Annotated in this window: 20 protein-coding genes; 8 read left to right on the forward strand and 12 right to left on the reverse strand. The window is 46.4% G+C overall.

The annotated features are described in order from the left end of the window. The first annotated feature begins 442 nt into the window (after positions 1–442). Together QUA50_RS16400 and QUA50_RS16405 are read left to right on the forward strand one after the other, a co-directional pair. Positions 443–1,129, forward strand: coding sequence for a tetratricopeptide repeat protein (locus QUA50_RS16400; RefSeq protein ID WP_333433658.1), 687 nt, complete (start codon positions 443–445; stop codon positions 1,127–1,129). Beyond that, entirely contained in the window at positions 1,126–1,353 is a 228-nt protein-coding gene (locus tag QUA50_RS16405; RefSeq protein WP_333264490.1) for an Osc7112_2153 family protein, read from the forward strand. The genes QUA50_RS16400 and QUA50_RS16405 overlap by 4 nt, the downstream gene beginning before the upstream one ends. Positions 1,354–1,635: 282 nt before the next feature. On the opposite strand, the gene QUA50_RS16410 is transcribed toward QUA50_RS16405, so the two are convergent. The 8 genes from QUA50_RS16410 to QUA50_RS16445 form a co-directional block, all read right to left on the reverse strand. Further along, entirely contained in the window at positions 1,636–3,099 is a 1,464-nt protein-coding gene (locus QUA50_RS16410) for an IctB family putative bicarbonate transporter (RefSeq protein WP_333264492.1), read from the reverse strand. A gap of 226 nt (positions 3,100–3,325) precedes the next feature. Next, entirely contained in the window at positions 3,326–4,210 is an 885-nt protein-coding gene (locus tag QUA50_RS16415; RefSeq protein WP_333264494.1) for a histidine kinase dimerization/phospho-acceptor domain-containing protein, read from the reverse strand. Positions 4,211–4,364: 154 nt separating this feature from the next. Further along, the gene (locus QUA50_RS16420) at positions 4,365–5,807 is read right to left on the reverse strand and encodes a 1-acyl-sn-glycerol-3-phosphate acyltransferase (protein ID WP_333264496.1); all 1,443 of its coding nucleotides are present in this window, start codon (positions 5,805–5,807) and stop codon (positions 4,365–4,367) included. A 519-nt stretch (positions 5,808–6,326) separates the two neighbouring features. Continuing rightward, positions 6,327–8,333 (reverse strand): ribonuclease R family protein, encoded by a 2,007-nt coding sequence (locus QUA50_RS16425; RefSeq protein ID WP_333264497.1) that lies wholly within the window; start codon positions 8,331–8,333, stop codon positions 6,327–6,329. A gap of 313 nt (positions 8,334–8,646) precedes the next feature. Beyond that, entirely contained in the window at positions 8,647–8,862 is a 216-nt protein-coding gene (rpsR, locus tag QUA50_RS16430; protein ID WP_006631377.1) for a 30S ribosomal protein S18, read from the reverse strand. Between the two features lie 168 nt (positions 8,863–9,030). After that, positions 9,031–9,219, reverse strand: coding sequence for a 50S ribosomal protein L33 (gene rpmG / locus QUA50_RS16435; RefSeq protein WP_333264499.1), 189 nt, complete (start codon positions 9,217–9,219; stop codon positions 9,031–9,033). Positions 9,220–9,257: 38 nt separating this feature from the next. Then, positions 9,258–9,812, reverse strand: a complete 555-nt coding sequence (locus QUA50_RS16440; RefSeq protein ID WP_333264501.1) for an RDD family protein — start codon at positions 9,810–9,812, stop codon at positions 9,258–9,260. An 84-nt stretch (positions 9,813–9,896) separates the two neighbouring features. Next, positions 9,897–10,139: a DUF7219 family protein gene (locus QUA50_RS16445; RefSeq protein WP_333264502.1), complete on the reverse strand. Its 243-nt coding sequence runs from the start codon at positions 10,137–10,139 to the stop codon at positions 9,897–9,899. A 916-nt stretch (positions 10,140–11,055) separates the two neighbouring features. Between QUA50_RS16445 and QUA50_RS16450 the strand changes: the two genes are divergently transcribed. Continuing rightward, entirely contained in the window at positions 11,056–11,865 is an 810-nt protein-coding gene (locus tag QUA50_RS16450; RefSeq protein WP_333264504.1) for an SGNH/GDSL hydrolase family protein, read from the forward strand. 116 nt (positions 11,866–11,981) lie between these two features. Here QUA50_RS16450 and QUA50_RS16455 read toward each other — a convergent pair whose 3' ends face one another. The 3 genes from QUA50_RS16455 to QUA50_RS16465 all read right to left on the reverse strand — a co-directional run bounded on the left by QUA50_RS16455 (position 11,982) and on the right by QUA50_RS16465 (position 16,109). Continuing rightward, on the reverse strand, positions 11,982–12,881 hold the full coding sequence (locus tag QUA50_RS16455) for a DUF4436 family protein (protein ID WP_333264506.1): 900 nt from the start codon (positions 12,879–12,881) through the stop codon (positions 11,982–11,984). Positions 12,882–13,030: 149 nt separating this feature from the next. After that, positions 13,031–14,536 (reverse strand): carotenoid oxygenase family protein, encoded by a 1,506-nt coding sequence (locus QUA50_RS16460; protein ID WP_333264508.1) that lies wholly within the window; start codon positions 14,534–14,536, stop codon positions 13,031–13,033. A 118-nt stretch (positions 14,537–14,654) separates the two neighbouring features. After that, positions 14,655–16,109, reverse strand: coding sequence for a folate/biopterin family MFS transporter (locus tag QUA50_RS16465; protein WP_333264510.1), 1,455 nt, complete (start codon positions 16,107–16,109; stop codon positions 14,655–14,657). A 148-nt stretch (positions 16,110–16,257) separates the two neighbouring features. Here QUA50_RS16465 and QUA50_RS16470 point away from each other — a divergent pair, with 148 nt between their 5' ends. From QUA50_RS16470 to QUA50_RS16490, 5 genes are all read left to right on the forward strand, one after another. Beyond that, entirely contained in the window at positions 16,258–16,737 is a 480-nt protein-coding gene (locus QUA50_RS16470; protein ID WP_333264512.1) for a hypothetical protein, read from the forward strand. Positions 16,738–16,782: 45 nt separating this feature from the next. Beyond that, a complete protein-coding gene (locus QUA50_RS16475; RefSeq protein ID WP_333199585.1) occupies positions 16,783–17,271 on the forward strand; it encodes a hypothetical protein in 489 nt (162 codons plus the stop codon). A gap of 2 nt (positions 17,272–17,273) precedes the next feature. Then, a complete protein-coding gene (locus QUA50_RS16480; RefSeq protein WP_333199583.1) occupies positions 17,274–17,651 on the forward strand; it encodes a HEPN domain-containing protein in 378 nt (125 codons plus the stop codon). Positions 17,652–17,798: 147 nt separating this feature from the next. Beyond that, on the forward strand, positions 17,799–18,260 hold the full coding sequence (locus tag QUA50_RS16485) for a cupin domain-containing protein (RefSeq protein ID WP_333264515.1): 462 nt from the start codon (positions 17,799–17,801) through the stop codon (positions 18,258–18,260). 77 nt (positions 18,261–18,337) lie between these two features. Continuing rightward, entirely contained in the window at positions 18,338–18,973 is a 636-nt protein-coding gene (locus QUA50_RS16490; protein WP_333264517.1) for a class I SAM-dependent methyltransferase, read from the forward strand. 128 nt (positions 18,974–19,101) lie between these two features. On the opposite strand, the gene QUA50_RS16495 is transcribed toward QUA50_RS16490, so the two are convergent. Then, positions 19,102–19,548 carry a hypothetical protein gene (locus QUA50_RS16495; protein ID WP_333264518.1) on the reverse strand — a complete coding sequence of 149 codons (447 nt, stop codon included), beginning with the start codon at positions 19,546–19,548 and terminating at the stop codon, positions 19,102–19,104. Positions 19,549–19,578: the final 30 nt, after the last annotated feature.

The raw sequence follows: 19,578 nt of genomic DNA on the forward strand, positions 1-19,578 counted from the left end.
AAAGCCCGTCTTTTAAGGACGGGCTTTCAGGCCCATCCCACAATAACAATTAAAATTGTAAGTTATTTAATTCGCGAGCCTTATCTCCTAATACAGTCGCATACTGTCGATGACTGACTACTGACTAAGTATTATTACTTAAACAATCGGGACAGTTCTACCTGCTTTCTGCTTCCCGGTTCTTTTTTTCTGAAAATATCCGGATGGCTTGTGGAGTCTCAGGAATGGTTAACCTATGCTCGAATACCTCTGGGTAGTGGGAACATTACCCAAGCATTCGGCTGTGGACTCACAAACTCTTATAAGAAAGGGACTCAAACCTGAGTCATTTCGTAAGATTATATGCCATTAGGGTGGCAATTAAATCTGGTCAAAAAATATCGCCCAACTCTCAAGTTAAAAAATGCTAAAAATGACACCATTAGCTAACATTTTCAATGCCATGAAAGAGCCAGTAAAAAAGCATAATAACTCCAAGTGGGGAGCCTTCTTGCTGATGCTAGCAGTAGGCTTTGGCGGCTGGCAAATTGGGTTGCCGGAGCTGGCATCTTTTTTTAATAATAGGGCTTTTGAAAACTACAAAGCCAATCGATTCGCTGATACTCAACAAGCATATGAGTTAGCGCTCTGGGTAGATCCAAAAAGCCGCACAGCTCTTTACAATTTAGGATGGCTTTGCGAAGAGGTGCAAGATTTAGAGTGCGCCCGAGAAAAATATCTGCAAGCTGCCAAACTCGGTCTGCCCGCTGCTTACAGCAACCTGGCTAGGTTATATATAGTTGATAAAAAAAACTATCCGGCTGCAGTTCACTTCTTGTGGCAAGGTTTGAAATTAGCTGAGGACGATCGAGTAAAATATTCTTTACTCAAAAACTTGGGATGGGCTCGCCTGGAACAGCGTCGATATTCAGAGGCATTGCAGCATCTGGATGAAGCGATTAAAATTGATAGTGAAGGGCCAGCAACTTACTGCTTAAAAGCGCAAGTCCTAGAAAAGATAAAAAATACGAAGGAAGCGCTACCGCAGTGGAAAATTTGTCTAAAGTATGCGGATTCTCAAGAATTCGATGAGGATATATGGATAGGGATGGCACGTCAACGATTAAACGAGGAAAAAACAAAAAAATGAAACGCACAGTTTTGCTTTCATCAACCATACTGGCAATTATAACGGTACTGGAGCTAAGTCAAGCCTCAAAAGCAGTGCCAACTCCTGCGACTGTTAAACCTGCCCTTAATCAATCAGTCGAAATGCTGTTGAGTTCGGATCAGTCGATGCGACTGTGCAGAGATAGAAATGGTGGAAAATATGCGTGTCCGAGATTCATCATGACTTCGGAGAGCGAAGAATAAGAGTTATTTTCAATAAATTTTGTAGAGTGTACCATCACCACTTTACAGCAACAGGTATGTAGTATGTAGTAGTAAGTATGCAGGGTGCGCCGTCCGCACCTTATAGCATTTGAGATGTGAGATTAAGAATTGAAGAATTGGAAATAACTTATGGCGATAATGGTTTGCAGCTTGCATAAAGCTGCATTCTTTTTTGGAACTGTTATAACTCTTAATAATTGCTGTCTAGGCTATTGCTGGCACCCACACCGGGCGGGGATAAAACCCCGCCAGCAATTCTATCTACTCGCCCTCCGTCAAAGCTGAATCTTGCTGCTGCCGATCCGAGTTGCTGTAAAAACTAGCAATAATCGCCACCATCAACCACCACAGCATATTAACTTCCGGCCGGTACCAAACTGTATCGACAAAACCGTGGGCCATCATGCCGGCTAAAGTTGCGATCGCCCCTATCAACCAAAACCCCTGATTCGATTTGAGATTTTGGATTTGAGATTGGGGATTTTGGGATTCTTCCTCCAAACTAGAGATGTTAAATTGTGAATCCCGCAGATGTTTGATCTGCAACAAACCATGATTGACGGTGACAGTCATCAGCCACAGGAAACACATTAAACCGATAAAACCAGTTTCCACCACAATTTCCAGGAGCACCGAGTAAGCGCTCAAAGCAGTGAATCTCGGCTTCATATAAAGCGGATAAACTTTATTAAAAGCAGTGTTTCCCGGCCCAATGCCCAGAAGTGGTCGATCGCGAATCATGTCAATCACGGCAGTCCAAACATTAATCCGAAAATTGTTGCTGCTGTCACCTCTGCCGATAAACATACTCGAAACTCGATCGCGCAGAGGCTCCACTAAAGCCACTCCTAAAATTAACGCTCCAGCCAAACCTCCTAACCCTAACGGCAGCGCCCAATTTCGCCAGAACCGAGGCATCAAAGGGCTGTACCAGTACCACAGCAGCACTAAAAATACCACCAGTAGAGCCACAAAACCGATCCAAGCACCCCGGCTGTCCGTGTAGCGCAAACACGCGCAATTCACCACCAGCATCGTCAGCGCTAAAACTCTTGTTCCCCATCCTTTCCACACAAAAAGCGCGGCGGCGCTCAATGCAATGGCCGGCAGTAAATAGGAACCAAGCAAGTTAGGATTTCCCAAAAAGCTGTAAACTCGCGTGACATTGGCTTGAGTAGAAGTCGGATCGTTCCAAGTAGCTAAGGGCGGTACTTTATCAATCCACTGCCGCACGCCGTAGAAACTGACAACTAGAGAGACGTTCAAAAATACGGCAATTAACCACGATCGCCAACGGGGATCTCGCAAGATCCGAGCCATCAGCGCAAAAAACAGCAAATACAGCGTTAGCTTGCTCCAACCAGTAGCAGCAGCGACTTTCACCGGGGACATCGCGGTTGCGACGGTGGCTATGCCCCAGTACAGCAGTACCAGCAAGTAAATCGGCCTCAAGGCGATCGGGCGATCGTCCGAAACAGTTAGCAGCACCCAAAATGCAGCGCTAGCCGCCATCAACACCCCCACCAAGGCATTGTTTACAAACGGCGCCAAACCGAAAGTCAAGGCCAGCAAAACAAAACCCAAGGGTTCTGCCCACTGCATCAGCCAGCTACTCTGCCGCCAACTGCGTAAAGAACCGATCGCCAAATTGAATAAATAACTTCTACTTTGCCACTGAGAGAGCGGCAAATTTGCCAGAGTTAACTGTTGCCAAACTGAATTCATTTTTAGATTGATTATTGGTAATTGGGAATTGGGAATTGGGAATTGGGAATTGGGAATTGGGAATGGGGAATTGGGCCGAAGAACCCAAGAGCATAGTTTCTTTTTCTTCCGACTTCCATTTCTCTGACATCCGTTACATCCGACGAAAGCGAATCCGTTGCCGAACTTCCTTCTTCCTTCTATCCTTTACATCCGTTACATCCGTTACAAAATCCGTTGCCGAACTTTAGCCTTCCAACAATTCCGTAGCATTTGTGCAGGGCAGCCAGAGCACGTAGCGGTATCCAGATTCCGGGGTTCCTTGAATCGAGAGTTGACCGCCTTGAATTTCCACCAATTGGCAGCAAAGCAGCAGCCCCAAGCGTTCCCTGGCCCCGTAACCAGCTAACACCGGTGCGGTATCCTCGGCATTCTCGGCCACCAAAGCCGCCAACTCAGAAAACGCCAGCGTTAATCGCTGCGAACCCTGTGTCGGGAGTTGCGGTTCTCCGGGAGAGTGGGTTTCGGAGCTCGATGGCGAACCGCTACCAGATCCGGCCTTCAACAAGTAGTCGGTGTAGAGTTTAGCATGGGGCAAACTTTCCCCTAACCAAGGATGAAAAACCCAAACTCCGATGTTGATACCGTCTTCTTTCCGAGAAACGTGGACTCGAATCACGCTGCCTGCCCCAGCAGATTGAATAATGCTAAAAATTAAGTGGTGCAGCATTTGCTGAACCTTATCTTTATCGACCAACCAGATGCGCGACCCGGGCCCCATCGACAAATTAATTTCTTGCTCTCGTCTACTTGCCACCGAGGACAGGATTGTCACAACCTGCTGGGACAGAGTTTCTATATCGACTGCGGTTCGCTTCAAGGTGAAAGCGGAATCATCTAGTTCTGCCAGTTCCAAAATTTCTTCAACTAGCGATCGCAAAGAGCGGCTGCTGTCTTGGATCACATCAATATATTCTTTTTGCTTGCTTGTTAAGGGGCCATAAATTTCTTGTTTCAACACGCTTGCCATGCCGAGGACAGAAGTGAGCGGTGTGAGCAATTCCTGCGCTAAATTATTTAGCAGTTTTACTTTAATTGAGTTAGTAGACAAATCGATAGGTTTGTTAGTCATCGCTAATTTTTATTGGTTCATTGTCGAGCGAGGGTTGGCGGTTCATTAGACCTCTTCCAAAAGTTTATAACAATCTGTTTGTAATTCACCAAAAAAAGTAGTGAATAAAAATATATATTCCTTCTGCCATAGAAGCTCTTGTTTATCCGACTAATTAAGATTTAATCATTGCTTCTAAAGCTGATTGCAAGTCTTGAGTGAGTTCGGCAACTGCTAACCTGCGGCTGGTTTGATATCGATCGCAACGATCGCTCACTGATATCGGTTCGCCCACGGTCATCTGTACTTGCTGTTTGCCCAACTTGGGGCGGCCGAAAGGATTTCCCCCTTTGATGCGAGTTAGTACGTCCCACAGCAGTAAAGTTGTTTCTGCCAGACGTTCTGCTGTCAGTTGTTCTGCGACGTACCTGCCCGTGACGGACACGAAACTTTCTACAAGTCTCATGTGCCACATCCGAAGACTTGCTTCTTCAGCGAGGCGATCGGCTAATCCTCTTTCTAAGGGAGAAAGTGCTGCAATATTTTTGATATCTTCTCGATAAATATAGTCCCAGCCTGCTTGTTCCAGACGGCGGCAGCGGTCTATTAAACTGCCTTTGGGCTTTAAGTTAAAATATTCTTCTGCTACTTGCAAAGCCACGTCTAACAGTGCTTTCAGTCGAGCGATCGTTACTTCATTGCCAGAATCATTTTCCGTTTTGTTGGGTAGGGATAATGATGTTAAAATAGATGTTTCAGGCTGTAAATTTTTATGATAAAAACGGCTGTAAAACTCTTCCATCACTGCTAGCAAATGGCTGCCCAGTCGAATCAGGCGCAGGTATTGGAATTTGTGATTGTGGTTTTCGGAATCGGGATTTGCACTCTCTAAATTAGCTATGTCGGTGCGTTCTAAGGGTGGCAGTCCGCAATCAATTTCTAATTGAGTTAAAAGTTTTTCTAGGGGTTGCCAAGGTGGATTGACATAGCGGTATTGAATGCCGATCGGCACAATTAAAACTTTTTCAGTGCGTCCGGCTTTCAGCAAGTCTTCAACGCACCAGAAACCCATTTGAGCAACTCCCGGTTCGAGGGGGCTAACTATTTCATTGTGACCGTTGGTAGCGCCTTCTGGAGCGGCGGCGATCGGGAATTGGCTGTTGGCAAATAAATCGCGGGCCGATCGCAATCCGGCGCGATCGATCTTACCGCGAACGATCGGAGTGCCGCCGAGTTGGGAATACAGCCAGCCGACGCCTGCACCGGCCCACAGGGGAATGCCGCGATCGTAGATAAAATTGGAATGCACGGGGAATTGCAGGGGAATGCTTTTTGCCCGCGCCGCCTGGGGAACGAGTTTCCAAATTAGTTGTCCCAAACAGTAGGGATCGTTTGAGTTGGGGTGGCGGAAGGCTAGCAAGAAGCGAACTTTCTGATTTTGAAATTGGTGGAATAGTTCGGCGAGGGTTTCGACGTTTTCGGCTTGAATGTGGCTGATATTCGTCCGAAATCGCAGCCACCAGGGGAATATTTGCTTACAACCTTGCATCACTAGCGGGTTGTAGGCTGGGGGTATGAATTCCAGCGGCGGCTGAACTTGGCTAATTGAATTGGGCATTTTGCGATTTTAAATTTGAGATTTGAGATTTGAGATTTGAGATTTGAGATTTGAGATTACAGGACTTACGCATCAAGACCAAGAAACCGGGTTTTTTACCAAAATCAAAGGCTATGATGCACTATTTCTGTAAAAAAACCCGGTTTCTGCGTAACTCCTGAAGTTTTTTATTGACCGCAGAGGACACAGAGGACACGGAGGAAGAGAGGAGATAGCAAAGCGTGTCAACTTAAGGTCAAAAGTATTACGCGTCTTGGATGGGATATCATGTCCAGTCGATCGACCGCAATATTTTGGTCGGAGCCGGTTTACGGGATTTCTGGCTGATATTACGATTATTTTACAGGACTAGATATGAAGCGCTCATGTTTTCTAACCCCCTGCCCTTGACAAGGGGGAGTAGGGGGTATGCGAGGGGGTCAGAAACTCGACTAAAAACGAGATTTATCCTCAGTTTCAGCCTTGTACACAGATTTTTGCAATCCCAAATCTAAAATCTAAAATCTTAAATCTAAAATCCTATTGTGTCGGTTCAAAAATCATTTCTTGGAAGTTAATGACATCCGATCGCGGATCGCAGTGGGTGACTTTGACTTCTAGCCGATCGCCTATTGCGACCGATCGACCAAATCGCATTGCCAATTCTAAACCCAACTCTTCCAATAAAATCAATCCGAGATTGCTGTCTTCCCTCAGCCAGCGCAGCATTAAAGCTTCCCAAACTTCGTCTGGGTTGCGCCGCAAATATTCCAATCCCCAATAGCGGTTGGTTTGCCGTTCGACAGTGGATGCTTCTTTAACTGCGGTGCCGAGACACATCACAATGTCCTGTATTTCTTCAGCGGAAAAAGGCAGTGGTTCGCCCCGCAGGTGGGCTTTGATTTGGAAGTGAGTCAGCAAGTCGGTATAGCGGCGGATCGGGGAAGTAACTTGAGTGTACAATTCCAAACCCAAGCCGGCGTGGCGTCCGGGGGTGAGGCCCATTTCGCTGCGGGGCATACAGCGGCGCACGGCGCAAGCGCGGGCGGGGCCGGCAGGTACGGCCAGCAGTTCTTCATTGGGAGGGAGTTCGGGCTGTGGCTGATAGCGGTAGGGTATGGGCAGGCTGTGGGCTTGACCGTAGCGGGCGGCTAGTTCGCCGGCTAAAATCATCATTTCGGCTACTAGCATCCGGGCGGTGGAGTCGTCGATGACGTGGATTTTGATGTCATCGCCGTTGACTTTGATGACGGATTCTGGCATGAAAATGCTGATTGCGCCTTGGGCTTCCCGCCATTTTTGGCGCAGTTTTGCTGCTGAGGCGATCGCTGCTATTTCTGGTTCTGCTTCGATTCCCAACTCCAGCATTTCGTCTACGTCATCGTAAGTTAAGCGGTAGGTGGGTTTTATGGTGCTGATGTGGATGCTGTAATCTTGAGCCGCGCCGATTTCGTCTAAGGTGACGCTGAAGCTGAGGGCGCTGCACTCTTTGCCTTGAATTAAACTCATCGGCCCGGTTGCCAAAGCTGGGGGAAACATGGGGATCATTCCCGTGGGCAGGTAAACCGTAGTGGTGCGCTTTCTGGCTTCGAGGTCGAGTTCGTCTCCGGGGGAAAGCAGGCGGGTGGGATCGGCGATGTGTATCCACAGGCGCTGCTGGCCGTTTTCGAGGAATTCTAAGCTGAGGCCGTCGTCGATTTCGGTGGTGCTTTCGTCGTCGATCGTGTAAACCTTGAGGTGAGTTAAATCGAGACGATTTGTGTCGGAGTCGGTTGGGGGATTTTCTAGGCAGCGTTGGGCCACTTCTAATACCTTTGCGGAGAATTGTAGGGGAATTTGGCTGCGCCGCAAAAACAGGTTTTCGTGGGTACTCCAGAGGCCGAGATCGACGAGGAGGCCAAATGCTGCTTCGGGGTTTTCGGATCGTTGCAAGCTGGCTAAAGTTTCTAAGGCCGGGGTGCGGTGCGTTGCTTCTTCTCCGAGAAGGGCAAAGCGTTCTAGGGCGTCTAGGCGAGTTCGATCGCTGTGTTCCCAATCTACATTTTCCCCTGCCAGCCGCTGTTTGACTCGATCCCAAAATCCTTGGGATTCTTGGTGTCGCTGCTGTTCTACTTCTTGCTGGTGTTTGATTTCGGCTACTTGGGCTGCCGAGCGCGGTTCGTAGCGATCGCCCTTTTGTTTGAAATACAGTTTGTCTGTTGATAGCAAACAGTAGGCCGCGTAACACTGGGCCGCACTACTCTCAGAAAATAGCAGCATTGCCAGGGATTCGGGATCTGCTGTTTCTCCGTCACCGACTAAAAGTTCCCAAGCGACTTCCAAACTCGACGGATCTGAGTATGCTTCTACTTCTTTGAGAAATTTGGGAATATCGGAGGGTTTGTAAGTTTCTCCGACTACTTCGTAGCTGATTTGTTTGGGCGGTATGCTGTGCGGTTGACTGTTTTCGTCTACCACCACCCAGTTTTTCTTGCCGTCGGGGCGATCGGCAACTGCCAGACGGCGGTCGCCGTGCACTCTAAATTCTACTAACGTTCCCTTCTCCACTTGCCAGCTTTATATTTGAGATTTTGGATTTTTACAGTAGCCGCGTATCGAGTTTCGAGCTTGCGATTTTAGATTTTGGATATTGGCAATTTTTCTGGTCAATTGTGAAAGTTAAAATCTCAAAACTTGTTCTTTATTCTTGCTTTTTTTTTAACTTTTGACTTGTGATTAAGACTTGCGCGGCTGCGACTCTTAATCTTATTTCGCGATTATTTCGCTGCATTCTTGCTGCACTATTAATTACAGAAAGACGTTCTTTTCGCGCAAGTCTTATTCCCAGTCCAAAATCTAAAACCCAAAATCCCAAATCCTGTTAACCTTCTTGGTTTACGAAGGGCATCAAAGCTACAATTCTTGCTCTTTTGATGCTTCTGGTCAGGTCTCGCTGCTGTTTTGCCGTCAATCCGGTAATCCGGCGGGGCAAAATTTTACCGCGTTCTGTGACGTATTTTTTGAGCAAATCGACATCTTTGTAGTCGATCGGGTCTCCTGGTTTGATGGGCGAAACGCGCCGGCGAAAGTAAGTCATGGTTTGTTCTTTGTTGACTGTTGTTTTTTGACTGTTGACTGTGAGTTTTTAGTTATTAGCCGTTAGTTGTTAGCCGTCAGGAAAGCACTGGTTAGTTATCTGCTTTTCGCGGAGCAATATCAATTGCCAACAACTGATGACTGATGACTAAGGACTAATGACTAATCGCTACTTGATCTCTTTGTGAGTCGTGTGCCTGTTGCAGTGGGGGCAGAACTTTTTGAGTTCCAGCCGCGCCGTCGTGTTGCGACGGTTCTTGGTGGTGGTGTACCGAGACACGCCTTTTGAGCGTTTGCTTACGTTTGTACGGCACTCAGTACACTCTAGAGTAATTATGATGCGGACGCCTTTAGCCATAATTCTAAATAAATTTCGACTAATTTAAACACAATTTATTATCTTCTCACATTGCTCTGCACTTGGTCAAGCAATCTTCTAACTTTGATGTCGAGGGAGTAGCCGCGGCGGGTTCCAACTACGATCGTCCCGCTGATGCGATCGTGGAAAGCTTGGGGAAACCTTTCGGCGGAGGTGAGGGCTACGCTACAGTCGATCGCCAGGGGCAGCATCAGCAGCAAGACGGCGGCGTTGGTAGATGTGAGTCCACCTATACCTGCGAAGGCTAAGGCGGCGCAAAAGCCCAGCAATGCCTCGCGCTTGCACAGTTTTTGCACTCCGGGAGTCCGTTGGAATCTGGGATCGACAATTTTCATGTCCAAGGCCCAGCGCCCTAGACTTTGACCTTTATTTTTCCTGACGATGGCTACCCGCATTATCAGCCACAGCAGGACAAAAAATACGGTTTGGACGATCGCATTAGTACCCAGAAGCAAACTGGGCAGCCAAACTGCGATTCCGTCGATGCAGAGGGCCGCGGCGCGGCGGCCCACGGATACTTTGGGAACCAGAGGTACTAAATCGGAACTCATAGGCAAAAAGGTCGATGCCACTAGCTACTTTTTGATCTTAAGCTGTGGAATAATCGATCGGCATCAATGGCGTGTCACTCAACTTCCCAGCCAAGCACTAATTATTCAAGCTGAAAATGGATGTTCGCCAATTCCCAACTGCTGTTTCGAATTTTCCACCTGTTCCCACAGTGTTTGGATCTGAGTAAACGCCTGTTCCACAGAGATTTTACCGTTAGATGTCAAAGAACTGATATAACCCACTCGCTGAGAAAACTCTTGTAAATTCGCATTGAATACCAAATTCTCTGGCTTTACTTCACCGTAATAGCGATTTTGAGGATATAAAAAATTTGAATTTGCTACCATTGCTTTAACCTCGCCTGAAAACTTGTTTCCCGATCTAATCAATATTATTATAAACCGCGATGACCTTCTAAAGATGTGCCGTAAGTAGCAGAAATCCTGTGACATTGGGCGATTTTTTTTGTGATGGCAATTACACCGACAGATGAGGGGGACAAAAACCTCAGTAATTTCACGAGTACAACTTACGCAGGCGGGGTCAATCGATTTTAGATTTGAGATTTTAGATTTTAGATTAAAGAATTGAAGCATTGACCCAGCCCAAAAACGGATACGCTGCCACGTACAGGAGTCGTGGAAAGATCAAAATTTTAGACCCTAGTTAAAGCTCCCAGATTTATCTGTGGGATCAATCTAAAATCTCAAATCTCAAATCTCAAATCTACTGACTTGCACGAGATAGATACGTTCGGCAAGTTTTGTCGGATACAGGTTTTTTATTTCTGGACGGATCGATCGCGTGGCGGGTATCCTGGATGCGGCAATTGTCAAAAACCTGGTTTCTGCGTTAAGGCTTATACAGCATATTCGGTGGTTCATGAAGTACAGGAGCAGCTATATTATGTCGTGTTAGTCCGTAGGGTGCGTCGCTCCTTGATATTTGATAAAGATTGCAGATTGATGGGTGTATCCGCACCTTACTCGCGTCTCTCTTCTTGTGTGTACCACATATACATGGAATATGCTGTAACTTCGGATTTGGTGTCTAAATCAGGTTCTTGTTAGGCCAGGAGTGAGTGATTGAAATAAGTGACAAAAACCCCTGACATGGATAATATTATTGCAGAGATAAATAGTTAGAGTTTTAGTAGGAATCTGCGTAGTGTATCCCAGTGCGCGTCAAGCGAAGCTATCCCGAAGGCGCGTGCGGGCCCGTTGCGGTAGGGAATCGCCCCCTCCCAAACTCCCGAAGCGGCAAGTGTCAATCAGACTTGCCATCACCGTAATTGCTGGTATTATCATCGCCTTCAACATCCCTTACTCCTTAATTCCAGTGTTTAAAGAATCCGCATCCCAAGCAACCCCGCCGCCAGAAATCCAAAACGTGCTCGCCGGCAAGCGCAAAATTGTGATAGTGGGCGACAGCATCACCGAGGGCGGGAAATACCCCGGAGGTTACGTTTGGCTGCTGCAACGCTATCTCAATGCCCTTTATCCCGATCGCCAAATCGAAATCGTCAACGCCGGAATCTCCGGTAACAAGGCGACTGATATGCAAGCGCGCTTCCAGAAAGATGCGATCGACCAAAAGCCAGATTTAGTGATGATTAATGTCGGAGTCAACGACGTTTGGCACGCTTTCTTTGACTTCCAAAACTTGCGATTTTATCCGCAAGGCCAGTTGCCCACCGGAGTGCCACTGGCAGAATATCGGGAGAAAATAACTCAAATGGTGCTGGCGGCAAAAGCCGCAGGAATTCGAGTTGTACTGCTTTCTCCTACTCCTATCGGCGAAATTCTCGACGACCCAGAAAATCGCAAGTTGCAAGATTATATTGCCGCGATGCGAGAAATTGCGTTAGAGAATCAGTGCTTGTTTATCGATTTGAATGCGCCTTGTCGGGAAGTTATCGCCACGTATCAAAAGCACGCGGGCAAAACTCTGAATTTGTTGGCTGCAGATGGAGTACACCCAAATCAATCGGGATATCGAATTATAGCTTTTACTATCTTGCGCGGTTTGGGCGTACCCGCAAAGGATATTGAGAATTTGGAAGTCAAAAATTGAATTTTTGAATTTAGTTAACAGTTGACTTTGGGCTGTTAATTGAAAGTATCAAAGCTACAAGGCCCCTGATGTATATCGCGGGTAAATTATTCCAATATAACATCTCAAATCTCAAATTATTCAATCGGTGGATGATAGCGTTTTAGCCAACAGCTACCAATAATAACTAAGGCCACCACAACTATAATTTCCGTCCAAAAAAACGAAAGAAAATCGCTGGCAGTTCCCACCGGAGGCACCCCCGGTTGAGCATTGCGAATAGCGGGAAAAGCAAACAGCATCACGGCAGTCCAACTCAGCATTCCCACTTCCGGTAACTTACCCGATTTCATCACTTTTAATGCTAGCAATAATGCCATAATTGACAGCACCCACATGATGACAATAATCACTAAAGCAAAGAACTTCACTGGGAGCGATCGAGTTGCAGAAACATCGATATAAATAAAGATAGATGAATTCTCTTCCATCGGTTTATAACTGATGTCGAAGCCTGGAACATCGGCATGAAAATTAAATTCCAGCGGCACGGGATTCAGTTCAAAGGGAGCAAACTTTTTCCCAATCGAAGGCAGTGGATCAATCGAAATAGCTACTTTAGCAATGTGCTTGTCAAAGGGATAATTATTAATTTTTCCTTTGACTAAGTTAAACTTCAGTGCAGGGACAATCATCGGTTTGCCTTCTTTAAAGGTAATTTCCGAATCCGGTACATTTGCGCCGTTAACTGTCATTAACAAGTCTTGAGCCGGGTAAGTTGGCCCTTTTTTATAAATACCTTTGAGTTCAAACTGCAAGCGGGCTTCTAATTCGTTTTTAATGGGGTCAACGGCAATTAATGTCATTTTGACCTCAACCAAGCCTTTGGACGCTACAGCGCTTTCTGGAGAGGGATTGTAAGGCTCTTGGGCGTTAGCATTGTGAGAGTAAATAGATAAGATAATTGAAAAAAATACGGGGACAATGCAAATTAAAATAAGTATTTTTTTGAGATTAATTTTGTTGACAGTTTGCATTTATTATGGATATTAGATACAGCAGGAGCCAGGAGTAAGGAGTCAGTTTTAACTTGTATTTTGCACCATTTTGATGAACAGGCAAGATGCCTGTTCCACAATAAGAATTATGTTTTGTGGGGTGGGCATCCTGCCCGCCCCTCAAAAGATTAAGGAAGCAGTACATTTGGTGTGAAACTTCCGTGCAAACCGTAGGGAATGTGCTGTTTTAAATGCAGTCGTGCTACGGGCCCTTTGGTGATGTCGCGAGCATCTAAAATCACTAAGGTCGATCGATGATTAGCTGCATCATACATTAAAACCAGCAGCCAGCCGTCATCCTCAGCCGTTGCACCTTCAGGCGAGACGCCTGAACCACGGGGAATAAACACCGGTTCCCCCGCAAAACCGCGCGGTGCGGCACTCCAAATTTGCCTTTCACCAGTCACGAAATCAATTTTGAGGATAGCTTGCAAAGGAGCATTTCCCGTGGGAGAATCCGCAGCACCGATATAAAGATATCGGTAAGGTTGTCCGACATTATTGGGATGCAAAGTGGGAAACTCGCAACACCGAGTTTCAACAACTTGATGCTGTACTGTTTTGTCTTGCAAATTTAACTTAAACCGCCACAATTCGCCGGCTGGAATGCTCTCAAAATCAATCTCGCGAAAATCGCCGTCTGCTTCTACAGTTGGAAATGATTCGTAACAAACTGAATCAACAAAAACTTCGTCTCCTTCTTCCCAGGCGTTGCAGTGGTGGAAGACAAAACAAGGTTCGGTTTCTAATATCTTTACCTCGTCAGTGCCGTTGCGGGGAATTAAAATTGCTTGCGTTGGCTTGTTTGGCGAAAATTGAATGCACTGGGAGGCACTCCGAAATCCTAACACGAAAAGCAGCGGATTGAAACTGACGGGATTTTGGAAGAATATGCAGTAATTGGGGGTAATTACCATGTCGTGCAGGAAGGCAAAACCCGGTATTGTATGGGCGTGACGCTGCAAAAGTTTGCCGCTTTCGTCGAGTTCGTAAATCGTGATGGTACTCGACAAACCGGGCTTGACAGAAAAGTTTACTAATCTGTCTCCTTTGCCATTTTTCCCTTTTTCAATTCTGGGGTGGGCGGCGAAGGCTTCACCGGGTTGTAAGATGCCGTCTAGGGTGTCTAAGCCGAGTGTTTCTAGGGTGCGGGGGTCGAGTCTGTAGGGCTGTGCGGCTTCCCAAAGTGCTAGCAGTTTGTCGCCCCAATAAATGATGTTGGTGTTGGCAATGTTTTTGATTTTGACATCAAAGATGTTCGCTAGCCAACCCCCTGGCTTTTGTGTGCCGAAAACGCCTCGGTGGAGGATTTTTCCGGCTTTTTGTTCGGCGAGATAGCCTTCTGTGTGTACGAATCGGTTGCGAAAATGGGCGCGGCCTTCGGATATTGCGATCGCACAAATCATTCCGTCGCCGTCAAACGGATGGTGGATGCGCTGGCCGTTGATATCTAATAATCCGGGCCCGTTGCGAAAGAATGTGCCTTGCAAGCCGGGGGGGATTTCGCCTTCTATGTTGTCAATCCAGTAGTCGGATTCGTTGGGTTGGGATTCGTAGCCGCGCTGCCAGTCGGTGCGATCGTATGATACGTTTTGGGCGGCTGTTTGAGGTTGGGAAATCTGTAATTTTTGCATGGGTATAATAAGCTTTTATTGATTTAACCGCAGAGAACACAGAGGGCGCAGAGAGAAGGAAAGTCGGAGAATGAGGAAACACAGTTAAATTCATCCGTGTATCTGTGTTTGCCTGCCTTTATTTGCTGTCTGCGGTGCGGCTTTGTGACCTTACTGTCGGTACTAAGTCGGGAAAGTATTCTGGCATGAAATGCTGTCCCCCTGGTTTGGAACTGCCTGGTTCTGGTTCTAATACGGGAAGAGACTTTTGATTGTTTGGATCGCTGCTTTCTGTACTGTCGGCGGGCAGCCAATTTAAGAACAGTAGGGGCAAAAGTGTGGAGAGGTTTGTGATGATGACTAGCAGCCAGAGGTTATCGAAATTGCGATCGGTAATTCCTAGCAAGTGGGTCAAAAGTGCACCGCCTTCGTGGGACAAAAGTCCTGCTAAATTTGTGATTGACATCAGCAGCGCAAATAATGTTGCTTCGACGCCGGGGGGACACAAGCGGGCGGAGAGTACGAGCACCGGCATATAAGCAATTTGTCCGATTACTGTCAGGATTAGGCTGTCTCCGATGCTGAACCATCGATCGTCAATTCCTAAAGTTCGGTTGGCATGAGTTACTAATAATAAAGTAGTCATGCCCAAAGCAGTCGCAATGACTGTTGACCAGCCAAAAATTACTCGAAATGGAACTGTTTTGAGGAAGCGCTGAAACAGCCAGATGCCGGCGAGGGCGGCAATGCTGGTAACCAGGCGCACTCGGCCGAGAAATTCTGGTGGAAAGCCTAATTCGTTGGTGGTGAAAAAGAAGAAGGCGGAGTCTGAGCTTGGGGTGGCTTGCAAGAGGAAGAGAAAGGCGGTGGGCAGCCAAATCGTTTTTTGGGTAACAGCTTGCCGCAGTTGTTTTAGTTGGTCTTTGACCGTTTCAAAGTCGGTTCTTTTGTTGGTTTTTTCTTCGGCAATTAACCAAGCTGTTGCTGATACAATTAGCGGGAAAGATGCGGTGATTAAAAATATTGTGTGGGTGCTCAAGTGTTGCAGCAGGGAACCGCTTAGGTAGGCGGTAATTAGTCCGCCGAGGGCTGCAGCGCCCCAAGACAAGGATTGCAGGGAACCGGCGTCGGTAACGGATTCTTTTCTGGCCCTTTCGACTACCAGGGAGTCGGCGATTACGTCGCTGACGGCGAGGGAGAGGGAACTCAGGGCGATCGCGCCTGTAGCTGCCAGCGGTGTGTGTACAATTGTTGCGAGGCTCACCCATGCTGCAGTTCCCAGCAGCCCGGAGATGACGATGTAAGGGCGTCTGCGGTAGCCGAATATCGGCAAACCGTCCGACATGAAGCCGAAGACGGGTTTGATAATCCAAGGCAGGGCGACGACGCCCAGCATGGCAGAGACTTCTGCCGGACTCATGCCGAGTTCGTCTTTGAGAAAGAAGCTGACGGCTAAGCGGGCTAGTCCGAGAATGCCTTGGACGAAGTAAATCAGTAAGATGGCTATGAGTTCGGGGGTTGGCTCATTCCCAAAGAATACTTTTTCTTTTAAAGATTCTTTGAGTTTGCTGACGCCGGAGGGGGAAACGAGCATTTGAGCAATATTTCTTAATGAATCTCAATATTTATAACACATTCTTAATGGTTTGCGGGAACTGTCGGAGGTGGGATGCGGAAGTGAGGGGGAGGTGGCAGGTACTATAAAATTATGATGAGCTCGAATTAAAGGATTTTTGGTAGCAATGAAAGCAGAAATTAGAATTGTCTTTCTCGCAGCGGCTGGGATTTTAGGAATTGGGGTTAATTTAGCCTCGGCAATACCTGTTGCTAACCAGCAAGGTGATTATCCGGTGCCGCCTGCGAGACAGCGGGGCAACCGGCAGGTAAATTGGGTGGTTGTTGACTCTGATCCTAAAGGGTTGAATTGCCGGATGGCTCAGAGATTTCGCTCAATTTCTGTAGACGGTTTGGATGCGCCTGCTGAGTTGTTTGAAAGAAATAAACATAATGTTTCGCAGTGGCCTGTGGTGACTGTTTTTCGGCGGGGACAGCGCTTGGAAGCGGTGACTGGAAATAATGCTAATCAAATTATGATTTCTGACAGTCAAGGCAAGGGTTGGCTGCCGATTTCAACGGATAAGGGTAATTGTTTTGTGCGGGCGAACAGCCGTTTTATTAAACCGATTCGGGAAAATCCTACTACTTTGAAACCTTTAGAATAAGGCAGAATGGCAACAGAAAAAAAAACATTACATTATACAACATATATGCAAACCGCGAGCAATTCTCAAACCCTGACAATCCAACTGTCTCCTGAAGACAGCGAAAGGCTTTTAGCAGAAGCGAAACGCCGTCAACTTGATGCCCACAGCCTAGCTGAGATACTGCTGCATGAAAGTTTAACCCAGTTAAATCCTGTTTCTTTGGCTGATATTGAATCTCTGGAAAAATTGTACAGCTTCCGGGGAAAAACAGAAATATTACAGTTTCTGGAAAAACATCATTTTTTGATGCCCGTATTGCTGGAAGCACCAGACAAAATTTTCAATTACTTCCCCGGTAAAAAGTTGTGCCTTGAAGTTGAGGCAGACTCTGATTTTATTAACTCCGCGCAGCTATTTCTGGATATTATTATTGATGGTGACGCTGATGAAATCATAGACGCGGCACTTGACAAAGAAGAAAAATTGTCAGAGGATTGGTATTTACCTCTGCCGTATGAGGTGCGGAGAGTTTTTAGTTGTGGCGTGCGCTAATAATGACTTTTGACTGGTCGCAGTATCTGAATCTAGCAAAAGAATTTCTCGGTCAACCGACTCCTCCTGCAAATCAAGAAGCCAAAATGCGATCGGCTATCAGTCGGGCATATTATGCAGCTTTTATCAGTGCTAGAAATTACTTGCAGGAAACAGAAGGGCATTCTATTCCGAAAACGGCAGATGCTCACAAGTATGTTGTGCAGCAATTCAAACAGAGTTCTGAGGCCGAGCGTCAAAATATAGGGAGGAACTTGGAAAAGTTGAGAAGGGATCGAAACGAAGCAGATTATAACAATAGTGTACCCGAAATTTTCAAGATTAGCAAAATAGCAGTCAAGCGAGCGCAGCGGGTAATCTCTCAGTTAAGCAACCTATAAACTGTCAACTTTTAGACCAAATCGAGGCACTGTTTAGACAATTATTTTCTTGGTTTTAGCAGGTGTAAAATTGGGATTTGCCTACTTCGTTTACCATCTAAAATTGATAGGTAATGTGGGCCAGATGTTTTTTTTAAGGGCTGTTATATGATTATAGATCCTAAAAATGTGCCGGAAATTACGGGTTCCAAGTACCCTCAGCAATTCCAATCTGCTGTTGCGGGGAGAGTTAAAAAACGCTTGGGCGATGCTGCCGGATTGCAGAATTTTGGGGTAAATTTGGTGAGACTTGCGCCGGGAAGTTGTTCTGCTCTCAGGCATTGGCACACTCGTCAAGATGAGTTAATCTATGTTCTGGAAGGGGAAGTTACTCTGATTGCAAATTCGGGAGAGCAAGTGCTGAAACCGGGTATGGCGGCGGGTTTTCCGGCGGGTGATGCAGATGGGCATCATTTAGTCAACCGATCGAATGCAGATGTTGTTTATCTGGAAATTGGCGATCGCACTCCGGGAGATAGTGCCGAATATCCCGATGACGATCTAATTGCGAAAGCTAACGGGAATAGTTGGATTTTTACTCGCAAAAATGGCGAGGTTTATGAGAGTTGAAAATTTATGAGTCAAGTGAATCTTTGGACTTCGGCGGAACACGCAAAAATGGCGAGGTTTATGAGAGTTGAAAATTTATGAGTCAAGTGAATCTTTGGACTTCGGCGGAACACGCTTTGTGGTATCTTGCTAAAGCTGATGGCATTCCTCACCGCACTGAAGGTGAAGCGGTTTTGTTGGAGGAAGTGCCGAAAAATGTGAAGCGAATTCTGGATGTGGGCACGGGAGACGGACGGTTGCTGGGCTTGCTTAAGTGCGATCGACCAAATGTTGAATGTATGGCGATCGACTTTTCGCCTACAATGCTGGAAAAAGCCAGAATTCGCTTTGCTGATGACCCAAATGTCACGGTAATCGAGCACAATTTTGACGAATCCTTACCGGATTTGGGCAAGTTTGATGCGGTTGTTTCTAGTTTTGCGATTCATCATGTAGCAGACGATCGCAAACGTTCGCTTTACGCCGAGATTTTCGAGCTTTTGGAGCCCGGAGGCATTTTTGGCAACTTGGAGCACGTAGCGTCCGCAACTCCGGCTTTACATGAGAGATTTCGAGAGGCGATCGGTATTAGCGATTCGCCCGACGATCCGTCTAATAAATTGCTGGATGTGGAAACGCAATTGCGCTGGTTTAGAGAAATTGGTTTTACCGATGCAGACTGTTATTGGAAGTGGCGGGAACTCGCTTTATTAGTTGGGGTAAAAGCTGTTTAGCTGCGGGGAAGGACTGCATTGTCGTGTCCTTTTAAAACTGGAAATAGTCACAATTAGTAAGGTGCGTCAGATTTTTCAACCCTCAATAATCGTTCTATAACTTCACCTGACGCACCCTACAGCCCCAGTTAAAGGCCTGTTTTAAGAGTTATTAACCAAACGATCGAATTAACAACAAACAAAAAGGTATAAAAAATATAGATTGATGGGGCGCAGATAGCTCGACCTAAAGAAGGCATTTTAAGTTTTTTTAACGAACCGAGCGGGTGAACTAGACCTTCCGGTATAGAACGGGTACTAAAACTTTCATCTAAGGCCATTTCATCATTCAAGAATTGGGTAACTGCATTGACTCTTAGCATATAATAAAGTTGCACCCTCCAGTAGGTAGCTTCTAAAAACCAGAAACCAAAAATTATAACGTATCCCAGCGGAACCAACGCATCTATTTTGCTTGTAAAAACCCAACCAATCAACCCTACCCAAATGGTAATTGCCGCAGTTTTTAACTGCATCAGAATAGTTGTGAAATTAGCTATTTTTTTCTCTAGTTCCTCTGCTCCTTGTTGCAGCATTGCTAGCTGAAATTCAAATCTATCCATGTT

Source organism: Microcoleus sp. M2_D5 (genome assembly GCF_036701935.1).
Taxonomy (GTDB): Bacteria; Cyanobacteriota; Cyanobacteriia; order Cyanobacteriales; family Microcoleaceae; genus Microcoleus.

Coding starts and splice junctions, on each gene's coding strand:
- QUA50_RS16400 (WP_333433658.1), top strand. CDS start 443: ATGAAAGAGCCAGTAAAAAAGCATAATAACTCCAAGTGGGGAGCCTTC.
- QUA50_RS16405 (WP_333264490.1), top strand. CDS start 1,126: ATGAAACGCACAGTTTTGCTTTCATCAACCATACTGGCAATTATAACG.
- QUA50_RS16410 (WP_333264492.1), bottom strand. CDS start 3,099: ATGAATTCAGTTTGGCAACAGTTAACTCTGGCAAATTTGCCGCTCTCT.
- QUA50_RS16415 (WP_333264494.1), bottom strand. CDS start 4,210: ATGACTAACAAACCTATCGATTTGTCTACTAACTCAATTAAAGTAAAA.
- QUA50_RS16420 (WP_333264496.1), bottom strand. CDS start 5,807: ATGCCCAATTCAATTAGCCAAGTTCAGCCGCCGCTGGAATTCATACCC.
- rpsR (WP_006631377.1), bottom strand. CDS start 8,862: ATGACTTACTTTCGCCGGCGCGTTTCGCCCATCAAACCAGGAGACCCG.
- rpmG (WP_333264499.1), bottom strand. CDS start 9,219: ATGGCTAAAGGCGTCCGCATCATAATTACTCTAGAGTGTACTGAGTGC.
- QUA50_RS16445 (WP_333264502.1), bottom strand. CDS start 10,139: ATGGTAGCAAATTCAAATTTTTTATATCCTCAAAATCGCTATTACGGT.
- QUA50_RS16455 (WP_333264506.1), bottom strand. CDS start 12,881: ATGCAAACTGTCAACAAAATTAATCTCAAAAAAATACTTATTTTAATT.
- QUA50_RS16460 (WP_333264508.1), bottom strand. CDS start 14,536: ATGCAAAAATTACAGATTTCCCAACCTCAAACAGCCGCCCAAAACGTA.
- QUA50_RS16465 (WP_333264510.1), bottom strand. CDS start 16,109: ATGCTCGTTTCCCCCTCCGGCGTCAGCAAACTCAAAGAATCTTTAAAA.
- QUA50_RS16470 (WP_333264512.1), top strand. CDS start 16,258: ATGAAAGCAGAAATTAGAATTGTCTTTCTCGCAGCGGCTGGGATTTTA.
- QUA50_RS16475 (WP_333199585.1), top strand. CDS start 16,783: ATGCAAACCGCGAGCAATTCTCAAACCCTGACAATCCAACTGTCTCCT.
- QUA50_RS16480 (WP_333199583.1), top strand. CDS start 17,274: ATGACTTTTGACTGGTCGCAGTATCTGAATCTAGCAAAAGAATTTCTC.
- QUA50_RS16485 (WP_333264515.1), top strand. CDS start 17,799: ATGATTATAGATCCTAAAAATGTGCCGGAAATTACGGGTTCCAAGTAC.
- QUA50_RS16490 (WP_333264517.1), top strand. CDS start 18,338: ATGAGTCAAGTGAATCTTTGGACTTCGGCGGAACACGCTTTGTGGTAT.
- QUA50_RS16495 (WP_333264518.1), bottom strand. CDS start 19,548: ATGCTGCAACAAGGAGCAGAGGAACTAGAGAAAAAAATAGCTAATTTC.